General features: G+C 73.3%; 16 protein-coding genes. 8 read left to right on the forward strand and 8 right to left on the reverse strand.

What is annotated here, in order from left to right; translation table 11 throughout:
* Positions 1 to 531: 531 nt before the first annotated feature.
* Complete coding sequence (locus ABH935_RS45765) at positions 532 to 1,197, reverse strand: response regulator transcription factor (protein WP_370384284.1); 666 nt, start codon at positions 1,195 to 1,197, stop codon at positions 532 to 534.
* 163 nt (positions 1,198 to 1,360) lie between these two features.
* On the opposite strand from ABH935_RS45765, the gene ABH935_RS45770 reads away from it, so the two are divergent.
* The 6 genes from ABH935_RS45770 (at position 1,361) to ABH935_RS45795 (ending at position 10,219) form a co-directional block, all read left to right on the forward strand.
* Positions 1,361 to 3,643: a fibronectin type III domain-containing protein gene (locus ABH935_RS45770; RefSeq protein WP_370384285.1), complete on the forward strand. Its 2,283-nt coding sequence runs from the start codon at positions 1,361 to 1,363 to the stop codon at positions 3,641 to 3,643.
* Between the two features lie 143 nt (positions 3,644 to 3,786).
* Complete coding sequence (locus ABH935_RS45775) at positions 3,787 to 4,716, forward strand: AAA family ATPase (protein WP_370384330.1); 930 nt, start codon at positions 3,787 to 3,789, stop codon at positions 4,714 to 4,716.
* A gap of 2 nt (positions 4,717 to 4,718) precedes the next feature.
* The gene (locus tag ABH935_RS45780; RefSeq protein ID WP_370384286.1) at positions 4,719 to 5,879 is read left to right on the forward strand and encodes a DUF58 domain-containing protein; all 1,161 of its coding nucleotides are present in this window, start codon (positions 4,719 to 4,721) and stop codon (positions 5,877 to 5,879) included.
* Positions 5,855 to 8,062: a DUF3488 and transglutaminase-like domain-containing protein gene (locus tag ABH935_RS45785; RefSeq protein WP_370384287.1), complete on the forward strand. Its 2,208-nt coding sequence runs from the start codon at positions 5,855 to 5,857 to the stop codon at positions 8,060 to 8,062. Before ABH935_RS45780 ends, ABH935_RS45785 begins: the two co-directional genes overlap by 25 nt.
* A 7-nt stretch (positions 8,063 to 8,069) precedes the next feature.
* Entirely contained in the window at positions 8,070 to 8,930 is an 861-nt protein-coding gene (locus tag ABH935_RS45790) for an SseB family protein (RefSeq protein WP_370384288.1), read from the forward strand.
* Positions 8,931 to 8,938: 8 nt separating this feature from the next.
* Positions 8,939 to 10,219: a S8 family serine peptidase gene (locus tag ABH935_RS45795; RefSeq protein ID WP_370384289.1), complete on the forward strand. Its 1,281-nt coding sequence runs from the start codon at positions 8,939 to 8,941 to the stop codon at positions 10,217 to 10,219.
* 52 nt (positions 10,220 to 10,271) lie between these two features.
* On the opposite strand, the gene eccB is transcribed toward ABH935_RS45795, so the two are convergent.
* Positions 10,272 to 11,660 (reverse strand): type VII secretion protein EccB, encoded by a 1,389-nt coding sequence (eccB, locus tag ABH935_RS45800; protein ID WP_370384290.1) that lies wholly within the window; start codon positions 11,658 to 11,660, stop codon positions 10,272 to 10,274.
* Between the two features lies 1 nt (position 11,661).
* Positions 11,662 to 13,077: a type VII secretion integral membrane protein EccD gene (gene eccD / locus ABH935_RS45805; protein WP_370384291.1), complete on the reverse strand. Its 1,416-nt coding sequence runs from the start codon at positions 13,075 to 13,077 to the stop codon at positions 11,662 to 11,664.
* A gap of 167 nt (positions 13,078 to 13,244) precedes the next feature.
* Between eccD and eccCa the strand changes: the two genes are divergently transcribed.
* Positions 13,245 to 17,303 (forward strand): type VII secretion protein EccCa, encoded by a 4,059-nt coding sequence (gene eccCa, locus ABH935_RS45810; protein ID WP_370384331.1) that lies wholly within the window; start codon positions 13,245 to 13,247, stop codon positions 17,301 to 17,303.
* On the opposite strand, the gene ABH935_RS45815 is transcribed toward eccCa, so the two are convergent.
* From ABH935_RS45815 to ABH935_RS45825, 3 genes are read right to left on the reverse strand one after another with little or no spacing between them, the layout of a single operon-like run.
* Positions 17,245 to 18,267, reverse strand: coding sequence for a hypothetical protein (locus tag ABH935_RS45815; protein ID WP_370384292.1), 1,023 nt, complete (start codon positions 18,265 to 18,267; stop codon positions 17,245 to 17,247). The two genes, eccCa and ABH935_RS45815, sit on opposite strands and share 59 nt — an antisense overlap.
* Positions 18,264 to 19,454, reverse strand: a complete 1,191-nt coding sequence (locus ABH935_RS45820) for a type VII secretion protein EccE (RefSeq protein ID WP_370384293.1) — start codon at positions 19,452 to 19,454, stop codon at positions 18,264 to 18,266. Before ABH935_RS45820 ends, ABH935_RS45815 begins: the two co-directional genes overlap by 4 nt.
* Complete coding sequence (locus ABH935_RS45825) at positions 19,454 to 21,061, reverse strand: serine/threonine protein kinase (protein WP_370384294.1); 1,608 nt, start codon at positions 21,059 to 21,061, stop codon at positions 19,454 to 19,456. Before ABH935_RS45825 ends, ABH935_RS45820 begins: the two co-directional genes overlap by 1 nt.
* Before the next feature lie 180 nt (positions 21,062 to 21,241).
* Here ABH935_RS45825 and ABH935_RS45830 point away from each other — a divergent pair, with 180 nt between their 5' ends.
* On the forward strand, positions 21,242 to 22,942 hold the full coding sequence (locus tag ABH935_RS45830; protein WP_370384295.1) for a right-handed parallel beta-helix repeat-containing protein: 1,701 nt from the start codon (positions 21,242 to 21,244) through the stop codon (positions 22,940 to 22,942).
* 422 nt (positions 22,943 to 23,364) lie between these two features.
* Here the strand turns inward: ABH935_RS45830 and ABH935_RS45835 are convergent, their stop codons facing one another.
* Together ABH935_RS45835 and ABH935_RS45840 are read right to left on the reverse strand one after the other, a co-directional pair.
* Positions 23,365 to 25,221, reverse strand: coding sequence for a hypothetical protein (locus ABH935_RS45835; protein WP_370384296.1), 1,857 nt, complete (start codon positions 25,219 to 25,221; stop codon positions 23,365 to 23,367).
* Positions 25,218 to 26,420, reverse strand: coding sequence for a hypothetical protein (locus ABH935_RS45840; RefSeq protein WP_370384297.1), 1,203 nt, complete (start codon positions 26,418 to 26,420; stop codon positions 25,218 to 25,220). The genes ABH935_RS45835 and ABH935_RS45840 overlap by 4 nt, the downstream gene beginning before the upstream one ends.
* Between the last annotated feature and the right edge of the window lie 79 nt (positions 26,421 to 26,499).

The raw sequence follows: 26,499 nt of genomic DNA on the forward strand, positions 1-26,499 counted from the left end.
GTCGGGTTTCGTGCGACTTGACACCACCGGCCCGATCAGCTTGGCTACGCCCGCCGACGCGACGGGGAACCCGGGACAACCCCGCCTGTGGGAAGGATTCCCGCACGTCCCGCGCGCCGACTCACCGCCGCCTGTGGTCACCCAGTGGACCCCGTCCACATCACAGGCGGGGTTGTCCCGGATCCCACAGGCGACCAACACCCAAACCGCCACCGACGCGGGGGTTGGGGATCCCTCAGAGCCTGGAGTGCCCCCGCCGGAGGCGCCCGCTCTTGACTTCAGGCACCCACCACACCCGACGATTGCCGCCCACGCAACGCGTGCGCAGTGACTCGGACCGGTGCGCGGTCGTGCCCAGCACCACCGCCGGCCGCCAGCGCGACACCAGGCACACCACCGAACTGCGCCACCCAGCGGATCCTTCTTAAACCCATGCGAAGCCGTCAAAAAACGCCCTTGACTATCAACCCACAAACAAACCGCACCCACCACCAACACCCACACACAGGCCAGCAGCGCCGAAAACATCCGTCACACCGGCGGAATCCGAAGCGCGGCGAGCGTCAGCTCCGCCTTGTTCCCCAGCTGAAGCTTGGTCCGGATGCGGGCGATGTAGGTGTCGACCGTGCCTTTGGAGATCCCCATCCGGGTGGCGGTCTGCTGGTGGGTGAAGCCGCAGGCGATGAGGCCCAGTGCCTCCTGCTCGCGCGGCGAGAGCGTGTCCTGGTGGCCGGTGGCTCCGCGCAGTGTCGCCGCCTGGATCAGGTCCGCGAGTTGGGCCGACAGGTAGAAGGTTCCCGCGGCGACGGCGCGGATCGCGGTCGCGTAGGCCGATTCCTGCGCGGCCTTCGTCAGGAAGCCGGCCGCGCCGGCGCGGACCGCCGCGAGCGCCACGGCCGGGGAGCGGGAGGCGGACAGGACCAGGACCGGCCGCTGCGCGGACAGTTCCGCGATGACCGGCAGGGCCGGGTGGCCGTCGGCCTGGTACAGGTCCAGGACGACGACGTCGGCGTCCACCTGGCCGTCTTCGCGCCGGGGCAGGTCGCGGGCTTCGGCGGCGGTCGCGACCACGTGCAGGTCCGGGAAGGCCGCGATGATGGCGGCGATGCCGCGCAGCGCCACCGGGTGGTCGTCGACGACCGCCACCCGGAGCGCGCTGTTCGCGGCCTCGGCCGGGTCCGTCTCCACGGTGTCCACGTCAACCCCTGCGTCAGTATCCTGTTATCGCTCACATCATCGTCCCGCGTGCTCGTCGGCCCGTCAACGCCCCTGGCGTCGGCCGTTGAGAGCCGCGCGAAACCCCGCGTCTGCTTTTCACACGACTAGCCCGTCGCCTCGCCCCGCCGCGACGATGTCCACCATGCGAAGAGCTCTGATTCGCACGCTCCGCCGCGACCGCACCGCCGCGACGGCGGCTTTCGCGGCCCTGGCCTTGCTCGCGGTCGCGGTGTTCTCGGCGGCCGGGGCGTGGCGCGCGGTCGTGCCGGCGGTGCGGGACGCGGGGGCGTGGCTCACCGACACGCCGCGAGGTGCCGTCGTCCACGCCAACGGGCCGGCGGGAGTGGCCGACGCGCGCGTCGCGGTCGCCGGCTCCCAGGGGCATCCGCTGCACGTCGTGCAGGAGGGCGGACAGGTGGTGGTGGTCGACTCGGTCACCGGGCGGGTGAGCCGGATCGATCCGTCGCAGCTGACGGTGACGCAGTCGGTGGACTACGACACCGCCGGCGTCCAGATCGTCGCCGGGGCGGGGCTGGCGTACGCGATCGACCCCGAACACGGTGTGGTCCAGCAGATCGACCTGGCCCGGCTCAGCGCGATCGGCGCCCCGGTGCGGCTGGGCCGACAGCTCGGCGCCGCCGGGATCGACGGTCAGGGCACGCTGTGGGTGCCGGTGCCCACGCTGGGACAGCTGGTCCCGGTCGCGAAGGGGACGCCGGGCCCGGCGGTGACCGTCGGGCTGCCCGGGGACCCGGTGGCGCTGACGATCGCCGGCGGCACCCCGGTGGTGACCGACGCGGCCCGCGGCACCATGACGGTGCTGGGCCACGACGGTGGCCGCACGACGGTGAACCTGCCCGCGGCCGCCGGGACGGCGCCGGGCGGCTGGCTGGCGCCGCCGTCGACCGAGGGCACCGTGGTGCCGGTCGTGGTGTCCGGAGGCGGCGAGCTGATCGTCGTGGACACCAGGAGCGGCGTGCCGAGTTCGGTGACGCTGGCCGACGCGGTCGGCGACGACCTCGGAACACCCCAGGCGCTGGGGTCCCGGGTGTATCTGCCCGATGACACCACCGGGCAGCTCATCGTCTACGACACCGCCTCCGGGCAGCTGCTGCCCAGGATCCAGGTGACCGACCATCCGGCCAAGCTGCTGTTGTTCGTCAAGGACGGCATGCTGTGGATCGACGACCCGGACGGTCCGGACGCGGTGGCCGTGGAGGCCTCCGGCGCCGTGCACCACATCGGCAAGGACGGCCCGCATCTGCCGGGCGACAGCACGCCGACCCCGACGTCGGCGAGCGGCTCGGACAGCCCCGCCAGCGCTTCGGCGCCGACGACGACCGGCACCACGTCGCAGGGACCCTCGGCCGGCCAGGGGCCGCCGTCGATCCCGAAGCCCTCCGGCGACTCCGGGACACCGTCCGCCCCGGACCGGCCCAGCTCCCCGTCGCAGCCGCCGAGCGATTCGAGCCGGTCCAGTTCCGTACCGCCGCCCCGGCCGGTCTCGCACGCCTCGACACCGTCGACCCCTTCGAAGCCGTCGACCCCCTCGACGTCGAGCTCGGCTTCCAGTCCTGCGAAGCCCTCGACTCCCCCGGCGTCCTCGACCTCTTCGACCCCGCCGCCGCCGGTGGTGGCTCCGCAGTCGGTGACCGAGACGCCGCAGGCCGGCTCCATCCGCGTCACGTTCACCCCGGTCGGCGCCGGCGTCACCGACTACACGCTGACCGGGCTGCCGTCCGGAGTGTCGGTGCCGCCGGTACCCGCCGGCGGAGCCTCCTACTTCACCGTCAGCGGTCTGACTTGCAGCAAGCCGTACCGGTTCGGCGTCTCGGCGAACTACCCGACCGGGAGCGCGACCACGCAGGCCACCGCCGGCGCGCTGCCCTGCGTGGCGCCGAACGCGCCGCGGAACTTGACGTTCGACACCGCGACGCAGCATCAGATCGGCGTGTCCTGGAGCGCGCCGTCCAGCGACGGCGGAGCATCGGTGACGTACGAAGTCTCCTGGGGCTCGGCGAACGACACCGGGCTGACCGGCACCTCGGACACCATCAGTGGCCTGACGAACTTCCAGAGCTACCTGGTCACCGTCGCCGCGCGCAATCCGGCGGGGCTCAGCCAGCCGCCGGCCGGCGGATCGGTCCGGCTGACGGCCGGACCGTGGCCCGGACACATCACGAACAACTCGCTGTACCCGGTCAACGAGCGCCGGACCCCCCACCTTTCGGCGCCGGTGGTCAACCAGTACCCGGCCGGCAGCAACGCGTCCGTCTCAGTGTCCTGCATCGGCCCGGGCGACACCTGGCAGGACCCGGTGGACAAGACCCTGACCGGCTCGACCTGGTATCAGATCGCCGGCTCGAACGGCTGGGTGGCCAGCGGTTACATCAGTACGGCGACAGGAGTGTGGTCATGTACGTAGCCCCGGAACAGGACACGGCCGGGTCGGTGCGGCCGCCGGATCAGGATGCGCGGGCGTGGCCGGCGAAGCCGCTGGAGCCGCTGAAGCCGGGACAGACGGCACCGACGATCAGCGGCACGGACTTCGCCCTGCGGTTCGCGACGATGGCCGACAGCGTGGAGCGCGTCATCCGAGGCAAGCGCGAGGTGGTCGAGCGCGCCCTGACCTGCCTGCTGTCCGGCGGCCATCTGCTGGTGGAGGACGTGCCGGGGGTCGGCAAGACGACGCTGGCCCGGTGCCTGGCGGCGGTGATCGGCGGCCGGCTCCAGCGCGTCCAGTTCACCCCCGACCTGCTGCCCTCCGATGTGGTCGGGGTGTCGATCTTCCATCCCGGGGAGCGGGTCTTCCAGTTCCACCCGGGGCCGGTGTTCGCGAACATCGTGCTGGGCGACGAGATCAACCGCGCCTCGCCCAAGACCCAGTCGGCGCTGCTGGAGGTGATGGAGGAGCACACGGTGACCGTGGACGGCGTCAGCCGGCCCGTGCCGCGGCCCTTCATGGTGATCGCGACACAGAACCCCGTCGAGTTGGCCGGGACGTATCCGCTGCCGGAGGCACAGCTCGACAGGTTCCTGATGCGCGTCGCCGTCGGCTACCCGGACCACGCGGCCGAGGTCGCGGTGGTGCGCGGGGCGAGCAGCGAGTCGCTGCTGGAAACCCTGAGCTGGCCGCCGACCTCGCCGGCCGACATCGCCGCGATGGCCGAGTACGCCGCCGGCGTCCACGTCGCGGACACGCTGTACGACTACGCCGTCCACCTGGTCGCGGCCACGCGCTCGCTGCCCGAGTTGCGCCTGGGGGCCTCGGCGCGCGCTTCGGTGGCGCTGGTCCGGACCGCGCGGATCCGCGCCGCGGCGCGCGGGCGCGCGTACGTGGTGCCGGACGACTTCAAGGCGCTGGCCGAACCGGTGCTGGCCCATCGTCTGGTGCTGGCTCCCGAGGCCGAGCAGAGCGGCCGGACCGCCTCCGACGTCGTGGCCTCGGTGCTGCACAGCGTGCCGGTCCCCCGCACCGCGGCGCCGGTCGGGGTCTGAGCATGCCGACCGCACGAGGCTGGGGCGTGGCGTGGGCAGCCGTGGTGTGCTGCGGCGCCGGGTGGTGGCTGGGTTATCCGGAGCTGGCGGTTCCCGGGATCGCCGGGATGCTGGCGCTCGCCGTCGCGCTGTTCTGGGTCGTCCGCTCGCCGGGAGTCGAAGTACTCCGGGATCTGGCGCCGGAACGGGTTTCCCGGGGCGACGCGGCGATCGCGGTGCTGACGTGTTCGCAGCGGGGACGCCGGGGTTGGGCCGGCATCCGTGCGGTGGACTGTTTCGGCACGACGGAGGTCTCGGTGCCGCTGCCGGCGCCTCGGCGCGGCGAGTCTTCGACGAGGAGCTACCCGGTGCCCACCACGCGGCGCGGCGATGTGGTCGTGGGGCCGCTGCGCCTGGTCACGGAGGATCCCTTCGGGTTGCTGAGCCGGTCCCGCACGCGGGGCGGAACCCGGACCCTGCGGGTGCTGCCCAGGACGGTGTCCCTGGCCGCCGCGCCCTCGGGGCGCCTGCGCAGCCCGGACGGCCCCGGGGCGGACCGGGCTGCCGGATCAGTGGCCTTCCACACGCTGCGCCAGTACGAGTTCGGCGACGATCTGCGCCAGATCCACTGGCGCACCTCGGCGCGCACCGGGACGCTGATGGTGCGCACGCTGGCCGACACGAGCCTGCCCCGCACCGTGGTCGTGCTGGACACCCGCGCGACCGCCTACGCCCACCCCGACGACTTCGAACTCGCGGTGGACGCGGCGGCCTCGGTGCTGCTGGCCGCCGCCCGGCCCGGCTTCCCACTGGTGCTGGCCTGCGGCGACCAGGTGTTCGTCGAGGGGCACGCGGCCCCGGCGGCGGTGCTGGACCGGCTGGCCGAGGTTCGGCTCAGCGACGCGGCCGACGACCGGTCGCCGATGGCTCTGGTCCGCTCCGCTCGGGGGCGCGGGGCGCTGACGTTCGTGACCGGAGACGCCCACCCGGCGGCCCTGGAGAACCTGGCGGGGATCCGGGCGGAGTTCGACGCGGTGACCGTGGTGACGGTCGGGAGTGCACAGAGGCCGGATTCGCGGGCCGCACCCGGTGCATCACCGGCGGGCGGCCGACAGTCAGACGTTCTGCACGTCACGGATCTGGCCGAGTTCGGATCGGCATGGCAGCGCAGGACGGCGCGATGAGCGTGCTCACGACGCGGCAGCCGACGGTCGGCCGATGGTGGCCGCGCCTCGTGCTCGGGGCCGTTCTCGTCGCCGCCGCGGCCACCGCCTGGGAGCGTGTCTTCCCCGCCGCGGCCGTGCTCCGGATGACCGCGGCCGCTGTTCTGGCACCGGCCTTGCTGGTCGCGCTCGCTCGGGCGCGTCGCGTTTCCCTGTGGCTGACGTTCCCCCTCGGCGTCATCGCGTATCTGGCACTCATCCCGCTCGTGCTTCCGCGCCTGCCCGGGGCGGCCGGACCCTCGCCGAACCCTGTCTGGGTCCTGACTTCCCTCCGGAACTGCTGGTCCGGACTGCTCGCCACGCCACCGCCGATCCCCGCCGATCCGGCGCTGACGATCGGCGTTTACAGCCTGGTGTGGTGCGCGGCCTGGGCGACCGGCGAGGCCCTGACGCGACGCCGGCGGGGGCTGCCGACGCTGGCCTCGCTGGCCTTCAGCTTCGCCGTGCTGGCCGGCGGTGTGGCGCTGGGCACCGGCGGCCGGGGCGTCAGCCTGCTCGCCGCCGGCCTGTACACCTGCTGCGCTCTCCTGCTGCTCGCCGAGGACCGCACCTGGACCCGGCCGGCCGCCCTCGGCGGACCGGCTGCCGTGGCCATCGCCGCGAGCGCCGTGGTCCTGGCCCCGGCCGCGCTCGGCGGCAGGCAGCCCTACGACCCGCGGCACCTTGTCCGCCCGCAGGCGCAGCCCGCCGCGGTCACGGATCTGCTCGACCAGGTGCCGGGGTGGCTGGCGCATCCGGCCACCCCGCTGTTCCAGGTGGCCGCGACCAGCGGGCAGGACTGGCGCCTGGCCGCTCTGGACCGGTTCGACGGCCGGACCTGGTCGAGCTCGGACATGTTCTGGCCGGTCGACACCCGCTTGCCGGGCTCCGGCACGGCGACGGCGGGACATACGCTGGCGCAGCGGTTCACCATCGACTCGTTATCAGGACACTGGCTCCCCGCCGCCCCCACACCTGTCTCACTGAGCTCGGCGAGTCCGTTGGGAGCGCTCGCGGGCGCCACGACCGGAAGCCTTCTGAGCCGCGACCCGGTGCAGCCGGGCCGCTCCTATGACGTGGTGTCACAGATGCCTGACCTGACCGCCGCGGAGTTGCTGGGCGCGGTGCCGGACCCGGCGGCCCGAGCGGACACGGTCCTGCCGGCCGGCCTGCCGCAGACCGTCGGCGACGCCGCCCAGCGGGCGGTGGCCGGGGCTACGTCACCGTTCCAGCAGGCGAACCAGCTCGAACGCTATCTGCGGACGACCGAACACAACGATCCCGGGGCCCCGCCCGGCCACACCTACGGCCACCTCGCCTACTTCCTCGGCGTCAGCCACAGCGGAAGATCGGAGCAGTTCGCGACGGCCTTCGCGGTGATGGCGCGCAGCGTCGGCCTGCCGTCGAGGGTGGTCGTCGGCTTCCAGGAGGGCAGCCAGACGGCGCCGGGCCGGTGGCAGGTCAGCGGTGCGGACGCGTTCGTGTGGCCGGAGGTCGACTTCGCCGGGATCGGCTGGGTCCCGTTCTATCCGACGCCTGGTGCTTCGGCGTCCAGTGCTGACGCCGAGGCACCGGCCCAGGGGCAGACGCCGGAGCGCGCGAAGCTCGACCAGGCGCTTGACGCCGCGCCGTCGCCGGCCCCGCCGGCTGTGGTGGCGAAGGCGGCGGGTAAGGCGGGGGCGGCTTCGGTTGCGCACCGCGGTCGTTGGGCGGGTCTGGCGGGTTGGGCGGGGGTGGCGGTCCTGGTTCCTGTCGGGTATCTGGCTGCCGTACTGGCGGTGCCGCCGCTGCGGCGGCGGCGGGGCCGGCGGCTCGCTTCGGCTTCGGCCAGTGTCGGCGTCGCTTGGCGAGAGACCGTCAATCGGCTGCGGTGGGTCGGCGTGATCGATGTGGAGGCGCTGACGAATGCCGAGGTGGCCGATCGTGCCGGGGTGCGGCTTGGGGAGGCTGCGCTGGCCCAGCACCTGGCGCCGCTGGCGGGGATGGCTGATGCGGCGGCTTTCGCGGGGCCGGGCAGTGGGTCCGGCGTGGGGTCGGGGACGCGCCGGGACGTCCGGGCGTCGGCCTGGGCCCACCACGATCAGCTGGCCGCCCTGATCCGGCGCCAGATCGGTGTGCGCGCAGCCTTGTGGCACACATTACGACCGCGAACTTTGCGGGATTGAGGAACTGATGACGCTTTCGGACCCCCGTCGTCCGACCGGCTCCTGGAAGCCTGCCAACGATGTCGAGGAGTCGATGGCGCAGGCGGCGGCAGCCGGGGACACCGCGGCCTACTTCCGGCTGGTCGAGTCGGCGCCGCTGTATCTGCCCGGCTCTACGGCCGACCGGGCCGCGGGTGTGCAGCGGTTCGTGACCCGGGTGGTGTTCGGCCACACCTACGTGCTGGCGTTCACATCCGTCGAAGGCCTCATGGCCCACGTGGGCGTACTCGCCGACGCCTCGGTGGCCACGACCTATGAGGAGTTGCGCCGCCACTGGCCGGACGCCGGCTGGCGCCTGGCGGTGAACCCGGGGACGCCGGTGGACGCCTATGTGCGGCTGGAATCGGTGGCCGAGGCGGCACGCGGCGGTGTGCGCGTCGCGAGTGCGGCCACGATGGTGGCGCAGGCGCAAGCCGACTTGGCCGGTTCCGGCATGGCGGCGCCGGAACTCGAATCGGCGCTGACTGAGGCGATCCGTACGGCTGACGTCGACGCTTATGTGCACTTGCTGCTCGGCGCGGTGGTCGTGGTGCCCACCACGGAGCCGGTCGCCGGGCCGGCCCAGATCATGGAGGCGGGGTTCCCTTGGCGGATCACGGGAGGGCCGGAGTCGCCGAGTATTGATGTGTTCACGTCGCGCGCTGCTTTCGCGCGGGCTTTTCCGGAGCCGGTGCCGCATGTCGTGGCGGCTTTCCGGTTCGTGCTGACGGCTTGGCCGGACGACTGTGGGCTGGCGGTCAATCCGGACAGTCCTTCGGGGATCTCACTCACGCATGAGATTTTGCAGATGCTGCGGTTGTGGCCCACGTCTGCGTGGGCTGCGAAGTGAGTCGCGTCATGAAGCGCAGAATGGCCATGGTTCTGGGGCCGGTTGTCGCCGCTCTGGGCATTGCCGCGCCGTCGTCGGCGCGCGCCGACGTCCAGTGCGCACCGCCCGGAACGCCGTGGCCCGGAACGCCGTGGCAGCAGCAGGTCCTGACACCCGAGCGCGTGCGGCCCTTCGCTGACGGATCAGGGGTCGTGGTCGCCGTGTTGAGCACCGGGGTGGACGCTACGCAGCCGCAGCTGGCTGGATCGGTGGAGCCGGGGTACGACGCGGTGGCGGGGCACGGGGCGGCCCATGACGACTGCGTCGGCATCGGGACGGCGGTCGCGGGGGCGATCGCGGCACACGCCGGGTCGGGTTCTGGATCCGTGGCAGGCATCGGCGGGGTCGTCGGGCTCGCGCCGAACGCCCGGATCCTGCCGGTGCGGGTGTCGGATGGGAGCGGACAGGCGGATCAGGGCACGGATCCAAGCGTGCTCGCGGCGGGGATCACCTTCGCGGTCCTGCACGGTGCCGCGATCGTCGATGTCGCAGAGCCCGCGTACCGGTCGAGTCCGGAGTTGTCGGCGGCCGTCGCGCTGGCGGCTCAGCGGAATGTGGTCTTGGTGGTCGCGGCTGGTGTGGCGGCGGCTTCGGGGCGGCCGGCGGTCACGCCAGTCCCCGCCTGGTCCGCCGGGTCCAGCGGGATCGGTGGAGCAGGCGGCACCCTGGTCGTAGGTGCGCTGGACTCGAACGGGCGGCGCTGGAGCAGCTCGCCGGTCGGCAGCTTCATCGGACTCGCCGCTCCCGGTGTCGCCACGGTCTGCCTCGCGCGTGGCGGCGGCGTGGCCGCGATCGACGGCACGGATGTGGCCTCCGGCTTCGTCGCGGGCACCGCCGCGCTGGTCGTCCAGCGGCGGCCGCAGGCCTCGGCGGGAGCGGTCGTGGGACAGCTGATGGGAACGGCGACCCCCGTCGCCGGACCGGGCAGTACCGAGTACGGGCACGGCATGGTGAACCCGTATTCCGCGGTCACCGCGGCACTGGTCCCGGCGCGCACGGGCTCGGTGGTGGCGGCCGAGCGCACAGCCCCGCCGCCACCGGCACCCACCGACCGCCACACCCTGGCGCTGGCTCTGACGGCGATCGCCCTCATCGCCGCGCTGACAGTGGCCCTCGGCCGGCCGGTGGCCCTGCGCGGACGACGTAGCCGCTGGCGGGCGTCGACGGCGGGTGGGGAGGCGACGTGGGCGGCGCCCGGGCAGGCGGGGGCGCCGGTGGACCTGTTTCAGGGGTTGGATACGGAGTCCTGATACGAATCCTGATACGAAGTCCTCCGAGGTCTCTTCATGGGACCGCCGCCGCTCACGACCCGCCGGCCACCGCCATCCGCACCGGCTGCACCGCCGCGGTCGGGTCGAGCGCGGGGCCGGAGGGGATGAGCGTGAGCAGCGATGCCGGGACGTCCACCGCGCTCGCCGGGTCGTATCCCAGTGTCCTGAGGACCGTGTCCGACGGGACGAAGTACCGGACGCCGATGTCCGTGATCACGTAGTACGCGCCGGAGGCGGCGTCGGGTGAGGGCAGGGCTCGGACCACCGCCACGTGGCCGGAGGGCACCAGGATCCGGTCGGCGATGCCGGTTCCGATGCCGGAGGGGCCGGTCGGTACCGCGGCGGCGGCGCTCGTCGGCAGGCTAGCGAATGCCAGGGTGGGTGGGGTGTGCGCGTCCCGCCACTGTGCGCAGATCGGGTCTGCGGGTGCGGGTGTTCCCAGCGTCGGTGGGCTCTGCGGCATGTCGGTGGCTGTGGTGGTGGGACCAGGAGTCTGCGATCGAGGCAGGCCGGCGATGTCCGACAAGGCCGCGGCGCTCGGTTCTCCCGGGTATTGCGCGAGGAGGATGTCCTTTTGCAGGGCCGTGATCGGTTGCAGGCCGTCGGGGCGCACGAGGTAGTACTGCGGGCCGGCGCCGGTTGTCGCGACCAGGAGGTCGCCGATGCGGCGCCCCGGAACCGCCGGTGAATCAGCGCCCTGGCCCGGTACGGCGAGCGGCGCGATGTCCGTTCCGGCCGGCAGCGCGTTGAGCCAGGCCGTGGTCACGGGGGTCGGGGTCACGAGTGCGCCGAACAGTGCCGGGACCACGGTCTGCGGCTTCTGGACGGTGTAGCGGCGGCCGTGCCAGAGCAGGAACTCCTGGGTTCCGGCCGGGTCGCTGACCAGCAGCGCCTGATCGGTGGCGGTCTGGGCCGAGCCCACGAACAATGTCAGGGTCCTTGTGCCGGCACCGTCGGGTCCTGAGCACGCCGTCCACGGCATGCCGACGGCGCGGCCGGGTGCGGGCAGCGAAGCGGGGGCGCCGGCGATGCCGATCGTCGCGCCGAGGGGTATCCCGGCCAGCTTCTTGCCGCTGACGACGGACGCCGCGGGTGCTTCCTTTCCGGCGGCGAGCAGGGCGGAGGCGTAGTTCAGGACGGGGTGCAGTCGTCCGCCGAGGAACACATAGTCGGCACCGGTCTCCTTCTCGACGACGACGGTGCCCTCGGTCTGAACACTGGTGGGGGCTGATTTGGTCACCAAGCCGTAGACCCCGAAGCCGGCGGCCGCGAGGACCGCGGCCATCACTCCGGCGAACACCGCGCCGACGCCACGGCGCAGGGGGGAGGTCGCGGGGTCGGTCTCGCGCATGACGAAAGCGGCAATCGTCCGGTGGACCAGGAACTGGTAGGACTGGAGCTGGTCCCGGCGGGATGCCATGTCAGCCGCCGATGCCCGCGAACACGTCCCGCACGGCCTGGTAGACGCCCAGCACCGCGCACGCCAGCGGCACCAGGGCGACGACGGCCGCGACGTCGACGAGGTCCGCGACCCGGCCGACCCGGGGTGTGGGCCGGCGCCTGCTGTACACGAGCCCTGAGGCGAGAACCACGGCCGCCACCACGGCCACGGCGGCGAACTGCCCCAGTCGCCCGGCCTGGTCGTGGGTGGTCCTGGCGATGGCCAGCAGTACGGCGGCCAGTCCCGCGCCCCCGGCTGCCAGCAACGGGATCCGCTGGACCGGACTCGGGAAGAACCGGCCGCGCAAGAGCAGCGCCACGCATCCGGCGGCACACAGCCAGCGCGCTCCCGGGCCCGCGTCGACCAGCGCGATCATCGCGGCGAGGCTGGTGGTCGCGGCGGCGAGGAGCAGACCGGACAGCAGATCGGTGGCGCGCACGACTGTCGCGAAGACATCCGCGCGGGCCGGCAGCGGCTGGTCCTGGACGATGGCCTCGGGCCGGTCGGGAAGTTCTGGCATCGGCAGCCGTCCCAGCCAGGCGGCGGTCAGGGGGTAGCCCGGCAGCAGCCCGATCGCCAGGGCGAGCACGATCGCCGCGGCGCCGGCGGGGGACACCCCGGCCACCGTCAAAGCGGCGCCGCCCGCGGCGAACAATCCGGTGGCGGTGCCGGCGGTGAACATGCTGGTTCCCGCGGCGACGCCGACGTATCCGACGACGCTGAACAACACCAGGGCGCTCGCGCCGAGCAGGAGATCGTGGGCGGTTACCGGGGGGAACGCGAAGCCCCCGGTGGTTGTCTTGGGCTCTGCTGCCAACAACCCGCCGATGAACGCATAAGGCAGAGCGCAGGCCGCCGGCACCGCTCCGGCACCGGCGTCGCCGAACGAGCGCGACACCAGGACGCCGGTCAGCTCCGCGACCAGCGCCACGGCGAGCGCCACCGCGCCGGGGACCCGCCAGGGCGGCCCGGACCAGGCGAGCAGGATCGATCCCAGGGTCAGCACCAGTGCTGTGACGGTCAGGGTGCACAAGCGGGTCGCGGCGCCGTCCCAGGATCTGGCGGCCCGGCGGGCGTCGGCGGCGATGAGGTCCACCACGTCGTCGTAGGCGGGCTCGGGCCAGTCCGCGCGGCGCGGCACCAGGTACAGCACCTCGCCGTCCCGGACCTCCTGGGTACTCAGGGTCCTGCTGTCGTCCAGCGTCGCTCCGGGGCCGCGGCGCAGCGCCCAGCCGCCGTGCGTCTCGCCGGTGTCCGCGAGCTCCCCTCCCGCGTGCCGCAGCAGGTGCGGCAGCAGTTCGCCCACGGTCACGTCGCCCGGTACCGCCACGTCGAGGCGTCGCCCGTCGGTCGCCACGGTGACCCGCGTCAGGCTCAGTCCGGTCGCGGCCACCACCGCCATCACCTCCCGCCCGCGGCCCGGACGGCCGCCGTCGCGGTCACGGTAACACCGCGCGGACCAGGTCCGAACGGCTCCCGGGTGTCCTGTTTTCTCAGGACCTGCGGCGGGGCGGGGATGCGGATTAGCGTGAGAATCCTGACATGGCACGGAGGTGGCCGCTGGTGTCCCTGGTCGTCGTGAAACGCCCGCCGCGCCGGCCGGCGCCGCCGTTGCCGGCCGGCGAGATCCTGCTGGAGGCGCCGCCGGAGCTGCCGGACGCGGCCGGCAAGAGCTGGGCGCGGTTGCTCAGCATGCTGCCGATGGCCGCCGGCACCGCCGCGATGGGCTTGATGATGAGCCAGGGCCGCGGCGGCCCGATCACCTATGTGGCCGGCGGGATGTACGGGGTCTCCACGCTGGGCATGATGGCGACGATGGTCGCCGGGAACAGTGGCCCGGGCAAGCGGGAGATGATCGAGGCCCGTCGCCAGTACATGCGGCGGCTGTCCACGCAGCGCGCGCAGGTCCGCGACGTCGTGCGGCGGCAGCGTGAGGCGGTCCACTACCGGCATCCGGACCCCGGGGCGCTGTGGTCGACCGTGAACAGCGGCCGCCTGTGGGAACGCCGGCGCGGCGACGGCGACTTCGGTGTGGCCAGGCTGGGGCTGGGGCCGCAGGAACTCGCGACGCCGCTGATCCCGCCGCGGACCCGGCCGGTCGATGAGCTGGAACCGTTGTGCGCCAAGGCGCTGCGCACGTTCGTCGCCTCCTATTCGGTGGTTGCCGAGCTGCCGGTGGCGGTGGCGCTGCGCGACTTCTCCCATGTCTATCTGCGCGGCCCGCAGGACGGCTGCCGGGGCCTGGTCCGGGCGGTGCTGGCGCAGCTGGCCGCCTTCCACTCCCCCGACGACCTGCTGGTCGCCGTGTGCGTGTCCGACGAGCACCGCGCGGACTGGGAGTGGGCCAAGTGGCTGCCGCACGCGCTGCACGCGACGAAGTCCGACGCCGTCGGGCAGGTGCGGCTGTTCACGCCGTCGGTGACGGCGCTGGAGGCGATGCTCGACGACGTGCTCGCCGGCCGCGGCAGGTTCACCCCGGCCGGATCGCCGGCCGCGGGCCGGGGTGCCGTACCGCACGTCGTCGTGGTCGTCGACGGCGGCCGGACCGAGGGCTCGGACCACGTGCTGGCCGACGGCGGCGTCGAGGGCGTCACCCTCCTGGACCTGTCCGGCGTCCCGCCGCGGCTGCTCGACGGGACCTCGGTGATCCTGAATCAGGATCTTGACGGCCGGCTCCGGGCGACCACCGCGGAGGGGGGAACGGACCTCGGCCGCGCCGACAGCCTCGGCGTCGGCGCGGCCGAGGTCCTGGCGCGCCAGCTGGCGCCCCTGCGGCTGTCCGCCTCCTCGGTCGCCGACCGGCCGGCCCTCGGTGCGGACCTGGGCCTCGGGCAGCTGCTCGGCCTGGCCGACCCCTACGGCTTCGACCTCGCGGCGCTGCGCGCCGGCCGGCCGACCCGGGACCGGCTGCGCGTGCCGATCGGCGTGGGCCCGGACGGCCGGCCGCTGGAACTGGACCTGAAGGAGTCGGCGCAGGACGGCATGGGCCCGCACGGCCTGCTGATCGGCGCCACCGGCTCCGGCAAGAGCGAGCTGCTGCGCACGCTGGTCCTGGCGCTCGCGGTGACGCACAGCCCGGAGATCCTCAACTTCGTCCTCGTCGACTTCAAGGGCGGCGCCACGTTCGCCGCCCTGGACCGGCTCCCTCACACCAGCGCCGTCATCACCAACCTCGCCGACGAGCTGTCGCTGGTGGACCGGATGCTCGGCGCCATCTCCGGCGAGCTGGTCCGGCGCCAGGAGCTGTTGCGCGACGCCGGCAACCACGCCTCCCAACGTGACTACGAGCGGGCGCGCGCCGCCGGCGTGCCGCTGGAGCCGCTGCCGAGCCTGCTGATCATCTGTGACGAGTTCAGCGAGCTGCTCACCGCCCGCCCGGACTTCATCGACATGTTCGTGCAGATCGGCCGGGTCGGACGCTCGCTGGGAGTGCACTTGCTGTTGGCGTCGCAGCGCCTTGAGGAGGGTCGCCTGCGGGGGCTGGAGACGCATCTGTCGTATCGGCTGGGGTTGCGGACCTTCTCGTCCATGGAGAGCCGCGCGGTGCTGGGCGTTCCGGACGCCTACGAGCTGCCGCGCGCTCCGGGGCACGGCTTCTTGAAGGTGGGCACGGACACGCTGACCCGGTTCAAGGCCGCTTATGTCTCCGGGGTGCAGCACAGCGGCGGCGGACCGGACGACTCAGAGCTCGGGCAAGCGCCCGAGCTCGTCCGGCCCTACGGCACGCACTATGTGCTCGCGGCCGAGGATCGGCGTGCCCTGGAAGCCCCTGAAGCCTCCGCCGCCGAGCAGGCCGCTGAGCAGGCCACCGAGCAAGGCGGACAGGAGGCGGTCCGCGGCGACACACTCATGGACATCCTGGTCAAGCGTTTGGAGGGCCAGGGGCCGGCCGCGCATCAGGTCTGGCTGCCGCCGCTGGCCGAGCCGCCGACCCTGGACCGGATGCTGCCGCCGGTCGCCGTCAGCGGCCGCGGGCTGACCGTCGAGGACCCGGCGGCGCAGGGCGCGCTGCGGGCCGTCACCGGACTCGTCGACCGGCCGTTCGAGCAGCGGCGCGAGGTCATGACGCTGGACCTGGCCGGAGCCGCGGGCAACGTGCTGCTGGCCGGGGCGCAGCAGAGCGGCAAGAGCACGTTCATCAGGTCTCTGATAACGAGTCTGGCCCTGGCCCACACGCCCCGCGAGCTCCAGGTGTACTGCCTGGACTTCGGCGGCGGCGCGCTGCGCGCCCTGGCCGGGCTGCCGCACGTCGGCGGGGTCGGCGCGCGGCGCGAGGGCGACGCCGTCCGGCGGACCGTGGCCGAGGTGCGCGGAATCCTCCAGCAGCGGGAGGCGCGGTTCGCCGAACACGGCGTGGACGGGATGGCCGCCTACCGGCGCGCGCGGCGCTCGGGGCGGTTCGCCGACGACCCGTTCGGCGACGTGTTCCTGGTGGTGGACGGCTGGTCCACGCTGCGCTCGGAGTTCGAGGACCTCGAACCCCTCGTGGTGGAGTTGGCGGCGCGCGGACTCGGCCTCGGGGTGCACGTGGTCGCCGCGTGCGGACGCTGGACGGACATCCGGCCGCAGCACCGCGACTTGTTCGGGACGAAGGTCGAGCTGCGGCTCGGCGAGCCCGGGGACTCGGTCCTGAACCGGCGGGCCGCGGTCAACGTGCCGGAGCTGAGCCCGGGCCACGGGCTGACGCCCGAGGGGCTGCACTTCCTGACCGCGCTGCCCCGGCTCGACGGCCGTCAGGACCCTGAGAGCATCGCCGAGGGGCTGACGGAGCTGGTCGCCCGGGTCCGGGACGCCTGGGACGGGGATCCGGCGCCGGCTGTGCGGCTGCTTCCGGACGTGCTGCCGTACGAGGCGCTGCCGCTGCCCGGCCCCGGCCCCGGCCCCGTCTCACAGGGTCCTGTGACCTCGGCGGTCCCGGTGCGGCGCGGGCGCCTGCCGATCGGCATCGCCGAGATCGACCTGCAGCCGGTGCACGTCGACTTCGACGCCGATCCGCATCTGCTGCTGTTCGGCGACATCGAGTGTGGCAAGAGCTCGTTCCTGCGCGGCCTGGCCCGCGGTATCACGCGGTCCCACACCCCGGCCCAGGCCCGGGTGATCCTGGTCGACCAGCGGCGCAGCCTGCTGGGCTGCATCGACACCGAGCACCTGGCCGGCTACGGTTCCTCGGCCCAGGTGACCGCCGAGCTCGTCGCGGGCGTCGTGACCGTGCTCAGGGAACGGCTGCCCGGACCGGACGTCACCGCCGAGCAGCTGCGCACCCGCAGCTGGTGGAAAGGCGCCGAGGTCTACGTGCTGGTCGACGACTACGACCTGGTGGCCGGAGCCGCCACCAACCCGCTGGCGCCGCTGGTGGAGTTCCTGGCCCAGGGGCGCGACCTGGGCCTGCACCTGATCCTCACGCGGCGGATCGGCGGCGCGAGCCGGGCCATGTTCGACCCGGTCATCGCCCGGATCAGGGAACTGGCGGCACCGGGCATCATGATGTCCGGCCCCCGCGAGGAGGGCGCGCTGTTCGGGAACCTGAAGCCCCAGCCGCTGCCGCCGGGCCGGGGCTGGCTGATCACCCGCCGGGACGGAGCACGGCTGGTCCAGCTGGCGTGGTGCCCGCCGGCCCAGTGAGCGGCGGCCCAGTGAGCGGCGGCCCGAACGCACGGCGCTCGACCGAGGTGGGCGTGAGGTGGACGCGGCGGCTGTCGCCGGCACTGACCAGCAGGAGCGTGTCGTCGAGGTCGGGGCTCTCCAGGAGCAGGAAGCGGCACTCGCCAGCGAGCGCGCGAGCGGACTTGGTCAGGGTTCTGAGTACGGTGAGCCGCGTCTGCCACGCCCCCTGGGGCCCGACCGCGTCAGGACCGCTCGCGCCCAGGTCGTCGACGATCAGCGCGGGCTGGTCGGCCGTGCCGAACGCGGTCACCGGGCGGCCCGCGGGAAGCACCACGACGCGGTCCGCCTCGCCGGTCGCGACTCGCCCGAATCCCTGCCAGGCCCGCGGGTCCGCGGCCGTGATCACGGCGGCGGCGCCCAGGGCGAGGGCCCGGATCAGGATGATCTGGGCCAGGCGATGGCCGCCCACCACGGTGACGCGCGCCGGTTCGGCGGTGAACATGGGGACTGCGACGGCGTGGCCGGCATCGTCGCGGCCGAGGATCAGGCCGCTGTGAAGGGGCGGGGGGCACAGGGCGGTCGCGGCTTCGGATGCCGAGGGCGGCGGGGCGTTCCGCAGTCCGGCGCTCGCCCGGACCGACAGGCGCATAGTGTGCCAGCCGAGGCGCAGGCGCGGCGGACGGCCGTGGCGAGAGGATTCGCCGTCCTCGGGCGAGGCGGGGAACCGGTCGTCGTGTGAGGGACCGGCGCCGAAGCCGGGTGGCGCCGGCGGGACAGCGGCGGCAGCGGCGGACGCGCGAGCCGGCGCGGCCGCGGTCAGCGATGCGGTCGCGGCGCGGCCAGCCGTCGTGATCGCCGGGCCAGCCGAGGTCGTCGAGGGCTGATGCGGCCCTCGCGCGTCGGCCCGGTCGAGGTCCTGGGCGGCTAGTGCCGGGGGTTCGGCGGGGTTAAGCGCAGCCGGGTTCGGCGTGGGGACCGTCATCGCGGACCTCCTCCGGTCGGTGCTGAGGCGTAGACAGCGGGTGCCTGTTCGCCGTCGAGTGCAACCACGACGGCGTCCATCGAGTGCGCGGTGGCTTCGAGGTCTTCCGAAGCGTTCGCCAGGTCGCCCGGCTTGGCCGCGACGCGGATCAGGCAACAGATGTCGACGCTGTCGTCTCCGGCGGTCAGAGTGAGAGCGAGGCTGGTCAGGACGGCTGGTGCGGCGGCCAGGCGGTCGAGGAGGGTTGCGACGTCGCGGGACCGCGGCCAGTTTCGGAGCCAGTAGGTGCGGTGGGTCAGAGCCTGGTTTCCAGCTCCGTGGTCGGCGCTCGACGGGCGCCCCGAATGCCAGGCGTCCCACTCTTCGTGCGGTGCCGTGCCGAGTCTCGTCGAGTGTGACAGGGCTTTGACGAGGTCGTCGGCGTCCAGAGCCGTCGCCTTCCAGCCGTGCCGGCTCGCCGCGCGCGCGGCTCGGCGGGCCAGGCCGGCGACGACGGCCGGAGCTTGATCGGCCTGCCGGACTCCGGCGCGGGCCAGGGTTTCGGCGTCGGCGCGCACCGCGAGCCGCAGCGAGCGTTCGGCGGGTACCGGTCCCACCGATCGGATCAACTCGCGGTAGGACACGACCGCGGCGCAGTCCGGGTCGAGGGCCGGGGCCGGAGCGGGAACAGTGTGCGTCACGAGCTGCACGGCCGCTCCGGGGACGCCGCAGTCACGGAGCATCGCGGCGAGATCCGGGAACAGGTGATCGCCGGGAGCCGAGCCATCCGGGTCGTGCAGACCTGCTGGCGACCCGATCCGTATCGGCTGGCAGAACTCTGCGACCGCGAACCAGGCGTCGCCATCGCAGGCCACGCCGATGCCGATTCCGTTAGCGGCGACGGTGCTCACGGTGAGCCCGGGAGCCAGCGCCCTCAGGGCCGTGATCCGGGCGTCCCGATGCGACTGTGGTCGGGCGGCGCGCCGCCGGCGGTACCCGCGCGCCACGATGCGGTGGTCGAGCCACCAGCGACCGTTCCGCCGTGCCAGCGTCACAGCGAGAAGCAGTACCGCGACCGCGCCGGCGGGGCGGGTGCGCCCGGATGCGGCCAGGCCGCCGACGATCGCGGCCTCGGCGACCGCCAGGCGCAGGAAGGAGGAGGTGGGGAAGAAGCCGGGTTGGCGCTTGGGCGCCGGGCGGTCGGACATCAGCGGCCTCCTGAGCCCGCCGCACCCGAGGTGCCCGCCGCACCTGTCGCACCCGCGGTCCCCGCCGCGACCGCGCCGCGCACGCAGGCCGGCGTCGACCACACTTCGGTCGGCGGGTGCCCGGCGTCGCCGAAGCGCAACAGCAGGCCGATCTGGAAGCAGTATCCCGCGCCGGGATCGAGGCTGGTCACGCTGTACGCGCCGGTGGCCGCCGGCAGCGGCAGCGGCGCCGGCCGGGCACCGGAGGCCGGCATCACCTGCACGAGCACCGGGTACAGCTCGACGCCCGGCGGCAGCGTCCAGCGCAGATTCACGGTCGCGCCGGCGTCGACCGCGACGACCGCGGCCGGGGCCGCCACGGACGGCGGCGCGCTCTGGGCCGGGGCGCCGGCCGCTCCGGACGGATCGGCGGCTGCGGCAGAGGTCGAGGACGTGCTCGGCGCCGTGGTGGTATTCGCCGATCGGCTGAACAACAGCGGTGCTCCGACTGCTGCCACCGCTACTGCGCCGACGCCCACAGCGGTCGGCCAGCGGCGCCGGTTGGTTCGTCGGGCCGCGATGGAGGTTCCGCTTAGCGCGGGGCCGCGCGTTTGGAGAAGACCGGCCATGCCAGCGGGTTCGGGCTGGGCGGCGACCCTCTCGAAAGGATCATCCGGAGCGGCCGGTCCGATCGCCATGATCGCGGCGCCGGGTGTCTCAGGCCCCTGTTCCACCGCCCCCGGATCCCCTGCCGGCAGCCACCCGGGATCGTCCACCTCGGCCAAGCCCAGTTCCGCCTGCATCGCCCGCAGGGCGGCGGCGACCGTGAAAGCATCCTGATACCGCTCCCCCGGCTCGCGCGCCATCGCGCGTGCCACCACGGCCGCGACCGCCGGCGGCACATCGGCGCGCACCAGCCGCGGCGGTTCCTCGCTCTGCATCCGCAGCAGCAGGTTCGCGACGCCGCCGCCGGGCCGATACGGCGGGCGGGCCGCGAGCAGCTGGAACAGCGTCGAGCCCAGCGAATAGACATCTGTCGCCACACTCGGCGGCTCGCCGCGCAGCCATTCCGGCGCGCAGTGCGCAGGATCCTCGGCCTGCGTGGGGGCCGGTGCCAACGCCGGGATGACGAAATCCGCCAGTGCGATGCCGCCGTCGGCCGCACGCAGGATGTTCTGCGGTTTGACGCCCTGATGCAGGAACCCCAGCGCGTGTGCGGAACCCAGCGCGGTGGCCGTCAGGACACCGATGTACAGGACGTCGGTGAGCGGCAGCGGCCCGGTCGTCTCCAGCAGGTCCAGGAGCGATCCGTCCGCGAAGTACTCTCGGGCGACATAGGGCAGGCCGCGGTCTGTCAGGCCCGCGTCCAGTGGCGCTGCCGTGTTCGCGTACTGCGCCAGTCGCTCCAGCGCCTCCGCTTCCCGGGCGAAGCGTCGCGCCACCGGTGTCGGTGCGGGCGTGGCCGCGATCCTCAGTGCGACCTGACGCCCGAGGTGTTCGCTGTACGCCTTGAACAGCGTGCTGGTCGCGCCGTGGCGGACCGGCTCCAGGTCGTGGTAGCCGGCCGGTGCCTCGTCACCGGGGGCCGGCGACGGGGCCGTGCGCCGGCTGCCGAGCCTTTGGGTCATGGGAGTCCTCACCGAGCCGCGCCGGAACGCCTGCCGCTCCGCTTGCACGGCACCGTTTCCACGGTAGGCGCGTGAGCGGAGCCGTGGACGCTCGCGGTTGTCCTGTATTTACCTCTCACACCCGGACCGGCCGCCCCCGCATGATGGATGCGATGTCTGCCCACGAGATCCGGCGGAGCCATGACCCAGACCTTGACCGTCTCCCAGGAACCCGGCGCCTATCCGACGATCCAGGACGCGCTGGAGATGGCACCGGACGGCGCCGTCGTGTCGATCGCGCCCGGGCACTACGCCGAGGGCCTGCGGCTGGCCGGCCGGCGCATCAGCCTGGAGGCGGCCGGAGAGGCGGGCACGGTGACGATCGACGCCGGCGCGGCCGGGCGGCCGGCGGTGAGCTGCGTCGGCGGCGCCGTCGTGCTCCGGCGGCTGGTGCTGCGCTCGGCCGGATACCCGGCGGTGAGCGCCCGGGCCGCCCAGCTGTCGCTCGACGACTGCGAGGTCGGCGCCGAGGACCACACCGGGGTGTGGGCGGGGGACGGCACGCGGCTGACCGCGCGGCGGGTGAAGGCGGTCGGCGGGCAGACCGGGTTCGTCATCGAGGACGCGGCCGGCCTGCTGGCCGAGTGCGAGGTCCGGGACAGCGGCGGTGACGGGATCATCGTGCGGCTCGGCGCGGACCCGGTGCTGCGCGACACGATCGTGGCCGGCTGCGGCGGCCGCGGCGTCTACGTGTACCAGGGCGGCCGGCCGACCATCGAGCGCTGCGAGGTCTCCGGCGCGGGCGGCGTCGGCATCGCCGTGGCGCACCAGAGCGCGCCGGCCGTCACCGGCACCTGGGTCCACGAGACCGCGGGCGTCGGGATGCACTTCGGCCGCGGCTGCTCGGGCCTGGTCGAGGGCTGCCGCGTCGAGCGCTGCGCCGAGCCGGGGATCCTGCTGGACGAGGGCGCCACCCCGACGGTGCGCGAGGCCCCGGACGAGGACGGCGCGGCGGGCGTCGGGATCCGCACCGGCGGCGCGGCCCAGGACGCGGACACCGTCGATCAGCTGCTGGCCGACCTCGACGCGATGGTCGGGCTGGCGGCCATCAAATCGGAGGTCCGCGCCCTCATCGACGAGATCCACGTCGACCAGTGGCGCCGCGAGGCCGGCCTGTCGGTCGGCGCGGTGAGCCACCACCTGGTGTTCACCGGAGCGCCCGGCACCGGCAAGACCACCGTGGCGCGCCTGTACGGGCAGCTTCTCAAAGCCCTGGGAATCCTGCCGCACGGCGAGTTCCACGAAGTGGCGCGCCGCGACCTGGTGGGACAGTACGTCGGCCACACCGCGGAGAAGACGACGACGGTGTTCACCGCGGCCCTCGGCGGCGTCCTGTTCATCGACGAGGCCTACACCTTGTCGCGCCCCGGAGGCGGCGGCGCGGACTTCGGCCAGGAGGCGATCGACACCCTGGTGAAGCTGATGGAGGACCACCGCGACGAGGTGGCGGTCATCGTCGCCGGCTACACCGCGGACATGCGGGACTTCCTGGACGCCAACGCGGGCCTGGCCTCCCGCTTCGCCAAGAGCATGGAGTTCGCCAGCTACACCCCGGCCGAACTCGTGGCGATCATCGGCCGCATGGCCACCGCCGGCGACTACGAACCGGCCCCCGGCCTCGACGACGCCCTCCTGCAGTGGTTCGGCCACCTCAAGCGCGACGAGGGCACCTTCGGCAACGCCCGCGAGGCCCGCAAGCTGCTGGAGGGGATGCGCAAGGCCCAGTCGGGACGGCTGCGCACACTCGGGCGCGCGCCCTCGGTCCGCGAGCTGCGGGGGCTGACGCTGGCGGATCTGCTGGCGGCGACGCGGTCGCATGAGGCTCGGGGCGGGGAGTGGTGAGCACGCGACAGGGGCGGTGCGCTGGACCGGCGGGCGCACGCGAGGACGGCCGAGCCCGACAGGTGAACACGCGCGAAGGCGGCCAAGCCAGACTGGTGCGCACGCGACACAGCGGCGGGCTGGACCGGCGGGCGCACGCGAGGACGGCCGAGCCCGACAGGTGAGCGCGCGCGAAGGCGGCCGAGCCGGACTGGTGAGCACACGACACGGCGGTGCGCTGGACCGGCGGGCGCACGCGAGGACGGCCGAGCCCGACAGGTGAACACGCGCGAAGACGGCCGAGCCGGACAAGTAGGCAGGCGGCGCTCGGACGTGAGCTTCGGCGGCGGATCTGCCGGCCGCCACGCGGTCGCATGAGGCTCCGGGCAGGTAGTGGTGAAGCCGGGCGGCGGGCGGCCCCGATACCCCCGCCGTCCCACCGGTCAAGCCTGACCAGCCCGCAGCGCGGGTCCCGGCTTGTCGTCGCCGACGCCGGCACCCTGCGTCGCGAGCACCCCGCCGCCCGGCGTCGGCACGGTCCAGGCCTCCTCGCCCGGGGGCGCCGTCTCCGTGTCCTGATCCGCCGCGCGCCGCCTGGTCCGCGGCAGCGCTGCTTCCGCGTCGAGCGCCGCTGTCCGCAGGCCGACCGAGGTGTCCTCGCTCGCCACGATCTGCGGAGCCGCGTTCAGGACCGGTTCCGACACCCCCTCCAGCGTCTCCTCCAGGCCGAGCCACTCCATCCCCGGTTCGCCGGGCGCGATCGTGCGCTTCTTGCGAGTCGTCTGCCGTCGTCGCGGGTTCCGGCCGGCCTCAGCACCACCGGCCCGCACGGCCGGCGGCTCGCCGAACCCGTCTCCGAGCCCGGCCCTCCCCGGACCCGCGGCACCAAGCCGCGGGCCGGACAGCACTCCCGGAACCGTCCCGGCAGGCGGAACGCTGAACTCCTCCTGCTCCCCCGGCGTCGGCTGCCATACGCGCCGCCGACCGCCTTGCTCGGTCGCGCCCTGCCCACGCGTAGGCGGCGGCTCCTCCATCCCCGCGCCCGTTCCCGACACGGGACGCCCGCCCGCCGCCGTCGCCGACGGAGAACGCAGCGAGGCGACCGGTTCCGTCCCCTCGCCGGGCGCCGCGAGCGGATCCCGCAGAGCGCTGGCGTCAGGGGTCTGCGACCGCCCGAGCCCGCCAGGTTCAGCCAGCCCCAACCCCTCACGGGACAGCACCGCCGGCAGCGCGTCGCCTGTCAGACCTTTGAGAGCATCGACACCGCGCCTGCTCAGACCGGCCGGCTTCGGCTCCGCCAAGCCCCGGCGCGCCGCGGACAGCCCGGGGACCAGCCCCGGCACCAGCCCCGGTGCCAACCCGGCCGCCAGCCCCGGCAAAGACCCGGGTACCCGCGGCGCGCCCAACCCCGGCGGCAGCACCGGCAGCCCCCGCGGAGCCGGAGGCGCAGGCACGCCAAGCACCGGCGGCGGCGCGATCTGCGGCCGAGGCGGCGCGGGAGGCATCGGATGCGGCATCGGAGGCGGCACGGGAGGCGCAGGAGGTGAACCAGGCATCGAAAGCGGCGGTACCCCGATGGCCGACAGCCGCGCGTTCATCGGCTGGAAAGAAGGACCGATCCCGAGCCCCTGGCCCGCGACCCCGTGGTGGTTCAGGATGTCGAAATACGACTCCGCGACCTGCCAGGCCAGAACCCGTGCCCGCTGGCTGTAGTCGTCGTGGACGGCCGCCACCTTCTGCTTCTCGTAGTCCGCCAGCTCGGAGTGGTTGAACGGTTGTGCCGCCCAGTGAAGCAAGTCCTGGAAGTTGGAACGGACGTGGACCCACTTGGCGTAATCGACGTCGTTCAAGTACTGCGACCACAACTTGTCCATGTCGCTGCGCGCCTTCGTCACCATCCCCACCAGCGACCGCAGCGCGTCCCGGTTCGCAGCCGCCGCCGCCTTCCACTGGTCCAGCGCCGCCAGCGTGGTGCCAGGGCCCCGCTTCAGGAACTCCGCCGCCGCCTGAGGCGACTTCCACGCCTCGTCGTGCAACGTCTGGCTCTTCTGCCGGATCTGGTCGCCGAGGCCCGAGAGGAAGTCGTGAAGGTTCTGCCACTGGTCCGCCGCCGCCGACATCTGCTCCGGATGCTGGCTCAGAATCTTCTGGCGGACGGCCTCGATCGGCGTGTTGGGGTCACTCTCCGGCCGCGGTGTGAGCGTCTTCGGCAACGGAGGGAAGGGGTAATAGCCAGCCGTCGGGTTGTGCGGCAGACGCGGTACCGACGCACCCCAATAGTCCGGCGTTCCCATGGTCATTCCACCCCGTAATAGTTGTTGACCGGCATGTTCACGAGCCAGGAGTTGGTCTGGTCGATCTGCTTGTCGGCGTCGTTGATCGTGCTGTCCGAGCCGGCCGGAGCGCTCGCGGTCGGCGTGCCGGTGGTGACCTCGCTGAGCAGGTTCCCCTTGGCGTCGTACTCGGCGGTCGTGGTCGACGGCCCCTCGGGCCCGGTGTACGTCGTCACGACCGTCCGGTGCTCCACCGCGCCGGTGTCGTCCAGCTTCGTGGTGGTGACGACGTGCAGCATCCCGTCGCCGCCGGGCGCCTGTTCGTCCGACGTCACCACTGTCGTGCTGCCGATGATCCGGCCGTCCTGCCGATCGACCGTCGTCTGCGTGTTCCCGACTATCCGCACTTGCGACGTCGTGGTCGTCGTGGTCTTCTTCCCGTTGACGTCATCGACGATCACCATGGTGCTGCCGCCGTCGGGATTGGTGGTGACCGTGATGGTTTGCGTGTGCCCCTGTCCGTCGTCGTTGAACGTGATCGTGGTGTTCCCCGACTGAGTCTGGTGGTGCGTCTTCCACACCGGCGGCATCGCGCCCTGGGTGGCCTGCTTGTTCTCCGCCTGCGCCTGCAGCCAGGTCTTGTCATCCCCGGCGTACCAGCCGGCGGGCCTGGGGACGTTGTCGCCGAAGGCGTAGTCGACGGCGTTGACGTCCGCCGCCGACCAGCCGTCCGTGCCGTTGTAGCAGTCGGCGACAGACTTCGCGGCGAAGGCGATGTTGTAGACCGCGTTGTAGAGGTTCTGCAGGTACTGGACGAACTCCTCGGCGTTGTGCTGGAACTGGTCGAGCGCCCAGGACCCCTCCGGCAACAGGGGCCCGCCCGTCCACGACTTGGCGGTGCTGTCCATCAGCAACTGCATCTGCGCGTGGTCGCGCTCGAAGTCGGCGATGTTCTTCATGTCGATCGCGTAGTCGCCCAGTTTGTGGATGTCGACGCTCACCGGCTGCCGGCCGCCGCCCCACCCGAACTGCGTGGTGGCGTCGGTCTGCGTCGCGTACGGGTTCGGGTCGTGGGACCCGCCCTCCTCCGGGTAGTTCACCGGCTGCGGTTTGGTGGGCACCGCGGTGGGGGCCGGCTGGTAGGCGGGGTAGTCGCTGGTCCCGTTGCCGTTGCCGTTGCCACCACTGCTGCCGTAGCCGTAGACCATGCCTTCCACGGTAGTCACCACGCCCGTGCGACAGCAGGCCCGGCGTCGCGGAGCCCTGTCATGTATTTGCAGGAGTCGTGCCGGCGCGAGGGGACGG

The sequence above is a fragment of the Catenulispora sp. GAS73 genome, assembly GCF_041262085.1.
Taxonomy (GTDB): Bacteria; Actinomycetota; Actinomycetes; order Streptomycetales; family Catenulisporaceae; genus Catenulispora.

What these genes read in the sequence shown, in the direction of transcription:
- ABH935_RS45835 (WP_370384296.1), bottom strand. Translation starts at nt 25,221, where the DNA reads ATGACCATGGGAACGCCGGACTATTGGGGTGCGTCGGTACCGCGTCTG.
- ABH935_RS45830 (WP_370384295.1), top strand. Translation starts at nt 21,242, where the DNA reads ATGACCCAGACCTTGACCGTCTCCCAGGAACCCGGCGCCTATCCGACG.
- ABH935_RS45795 (WP_370384289.1), top strand. Translation starts at nt 8,939, where the DNA reads ATGAAGCGCAGAATGGCCATGGTTCTGGGGCCGGTTGTCGCCGCTCTG.
- ABH935_RS45780 (WP_370384286.1), top strand. Translation starts at nt 4,719, where the DNA reads ATGCCGACCGCACGAGGCTGGGGCGTGGCGTGGGCAGCCGTGGTGTGC.
- ABH935_RS45790 (WP_370384288.1), top strand. Translation starts at nt 8,070, where the DNA reads ATGACGCTTTCGGACCCCCGTCGTCCGACCGGCTCCTGGAAGCCTGCC.
- ABH935_RS45785 (WP_370384287.1), top strand. Translation starts at nt 5,855, where the DNA reads ATGGCAGCGCAGGACGGCGCGATGAGCGTGCTCACGACGCGGCAGCCG.
- ABH935_RS45770 (WP_370384285.1), top strand. Translation starts at nt 1,361, where the DNA reads ATGCGAAGAGCTCTGATTCGCACGCTCCGCCGCGACCGCACCGCCGCG.
- ABH935_RS45820 (WP_370384293.1), bottom strand. Translation starts at nt 19,454, where the DNA reads ATGTCCGACCGCCCGGCGCCCAAGCGCCAACCCGGCTTCTTCCCCACC.
- ABH935_RS45825 (WP_370384294.1), bottom strand. Translation starts at nt 21,061, where the DNA reads ATGACCCAAAGGCTCGGCAGCCGGCGCACGGCCCCGTCGCCGGCCCCC.
- ABH935_RS45815 (WP_370384292.1), bottom strand. Translation starts at nt 18,267, where the DNA reads ATGACGGTCCCCACGCCGAACCCGGCTGCGCTTAACCCCGCCGAACCC.
- ABH935_RS45775 (WP_370384330.1), top strand. Translation starts at nt 3,787, where the DNA reads ATGGCCGACAGCGTGGAGCGCGTCATCCGAGGCAAGCGCGAGGTGGTC.
- eccB (WP_370384290.1), bottom strand. Translation starts at nt 11,660, where the DNA reads ATGGCATCCCGCCGGGACCAGCTCCAGTCCTACCAGTTCCTGGTCCAC.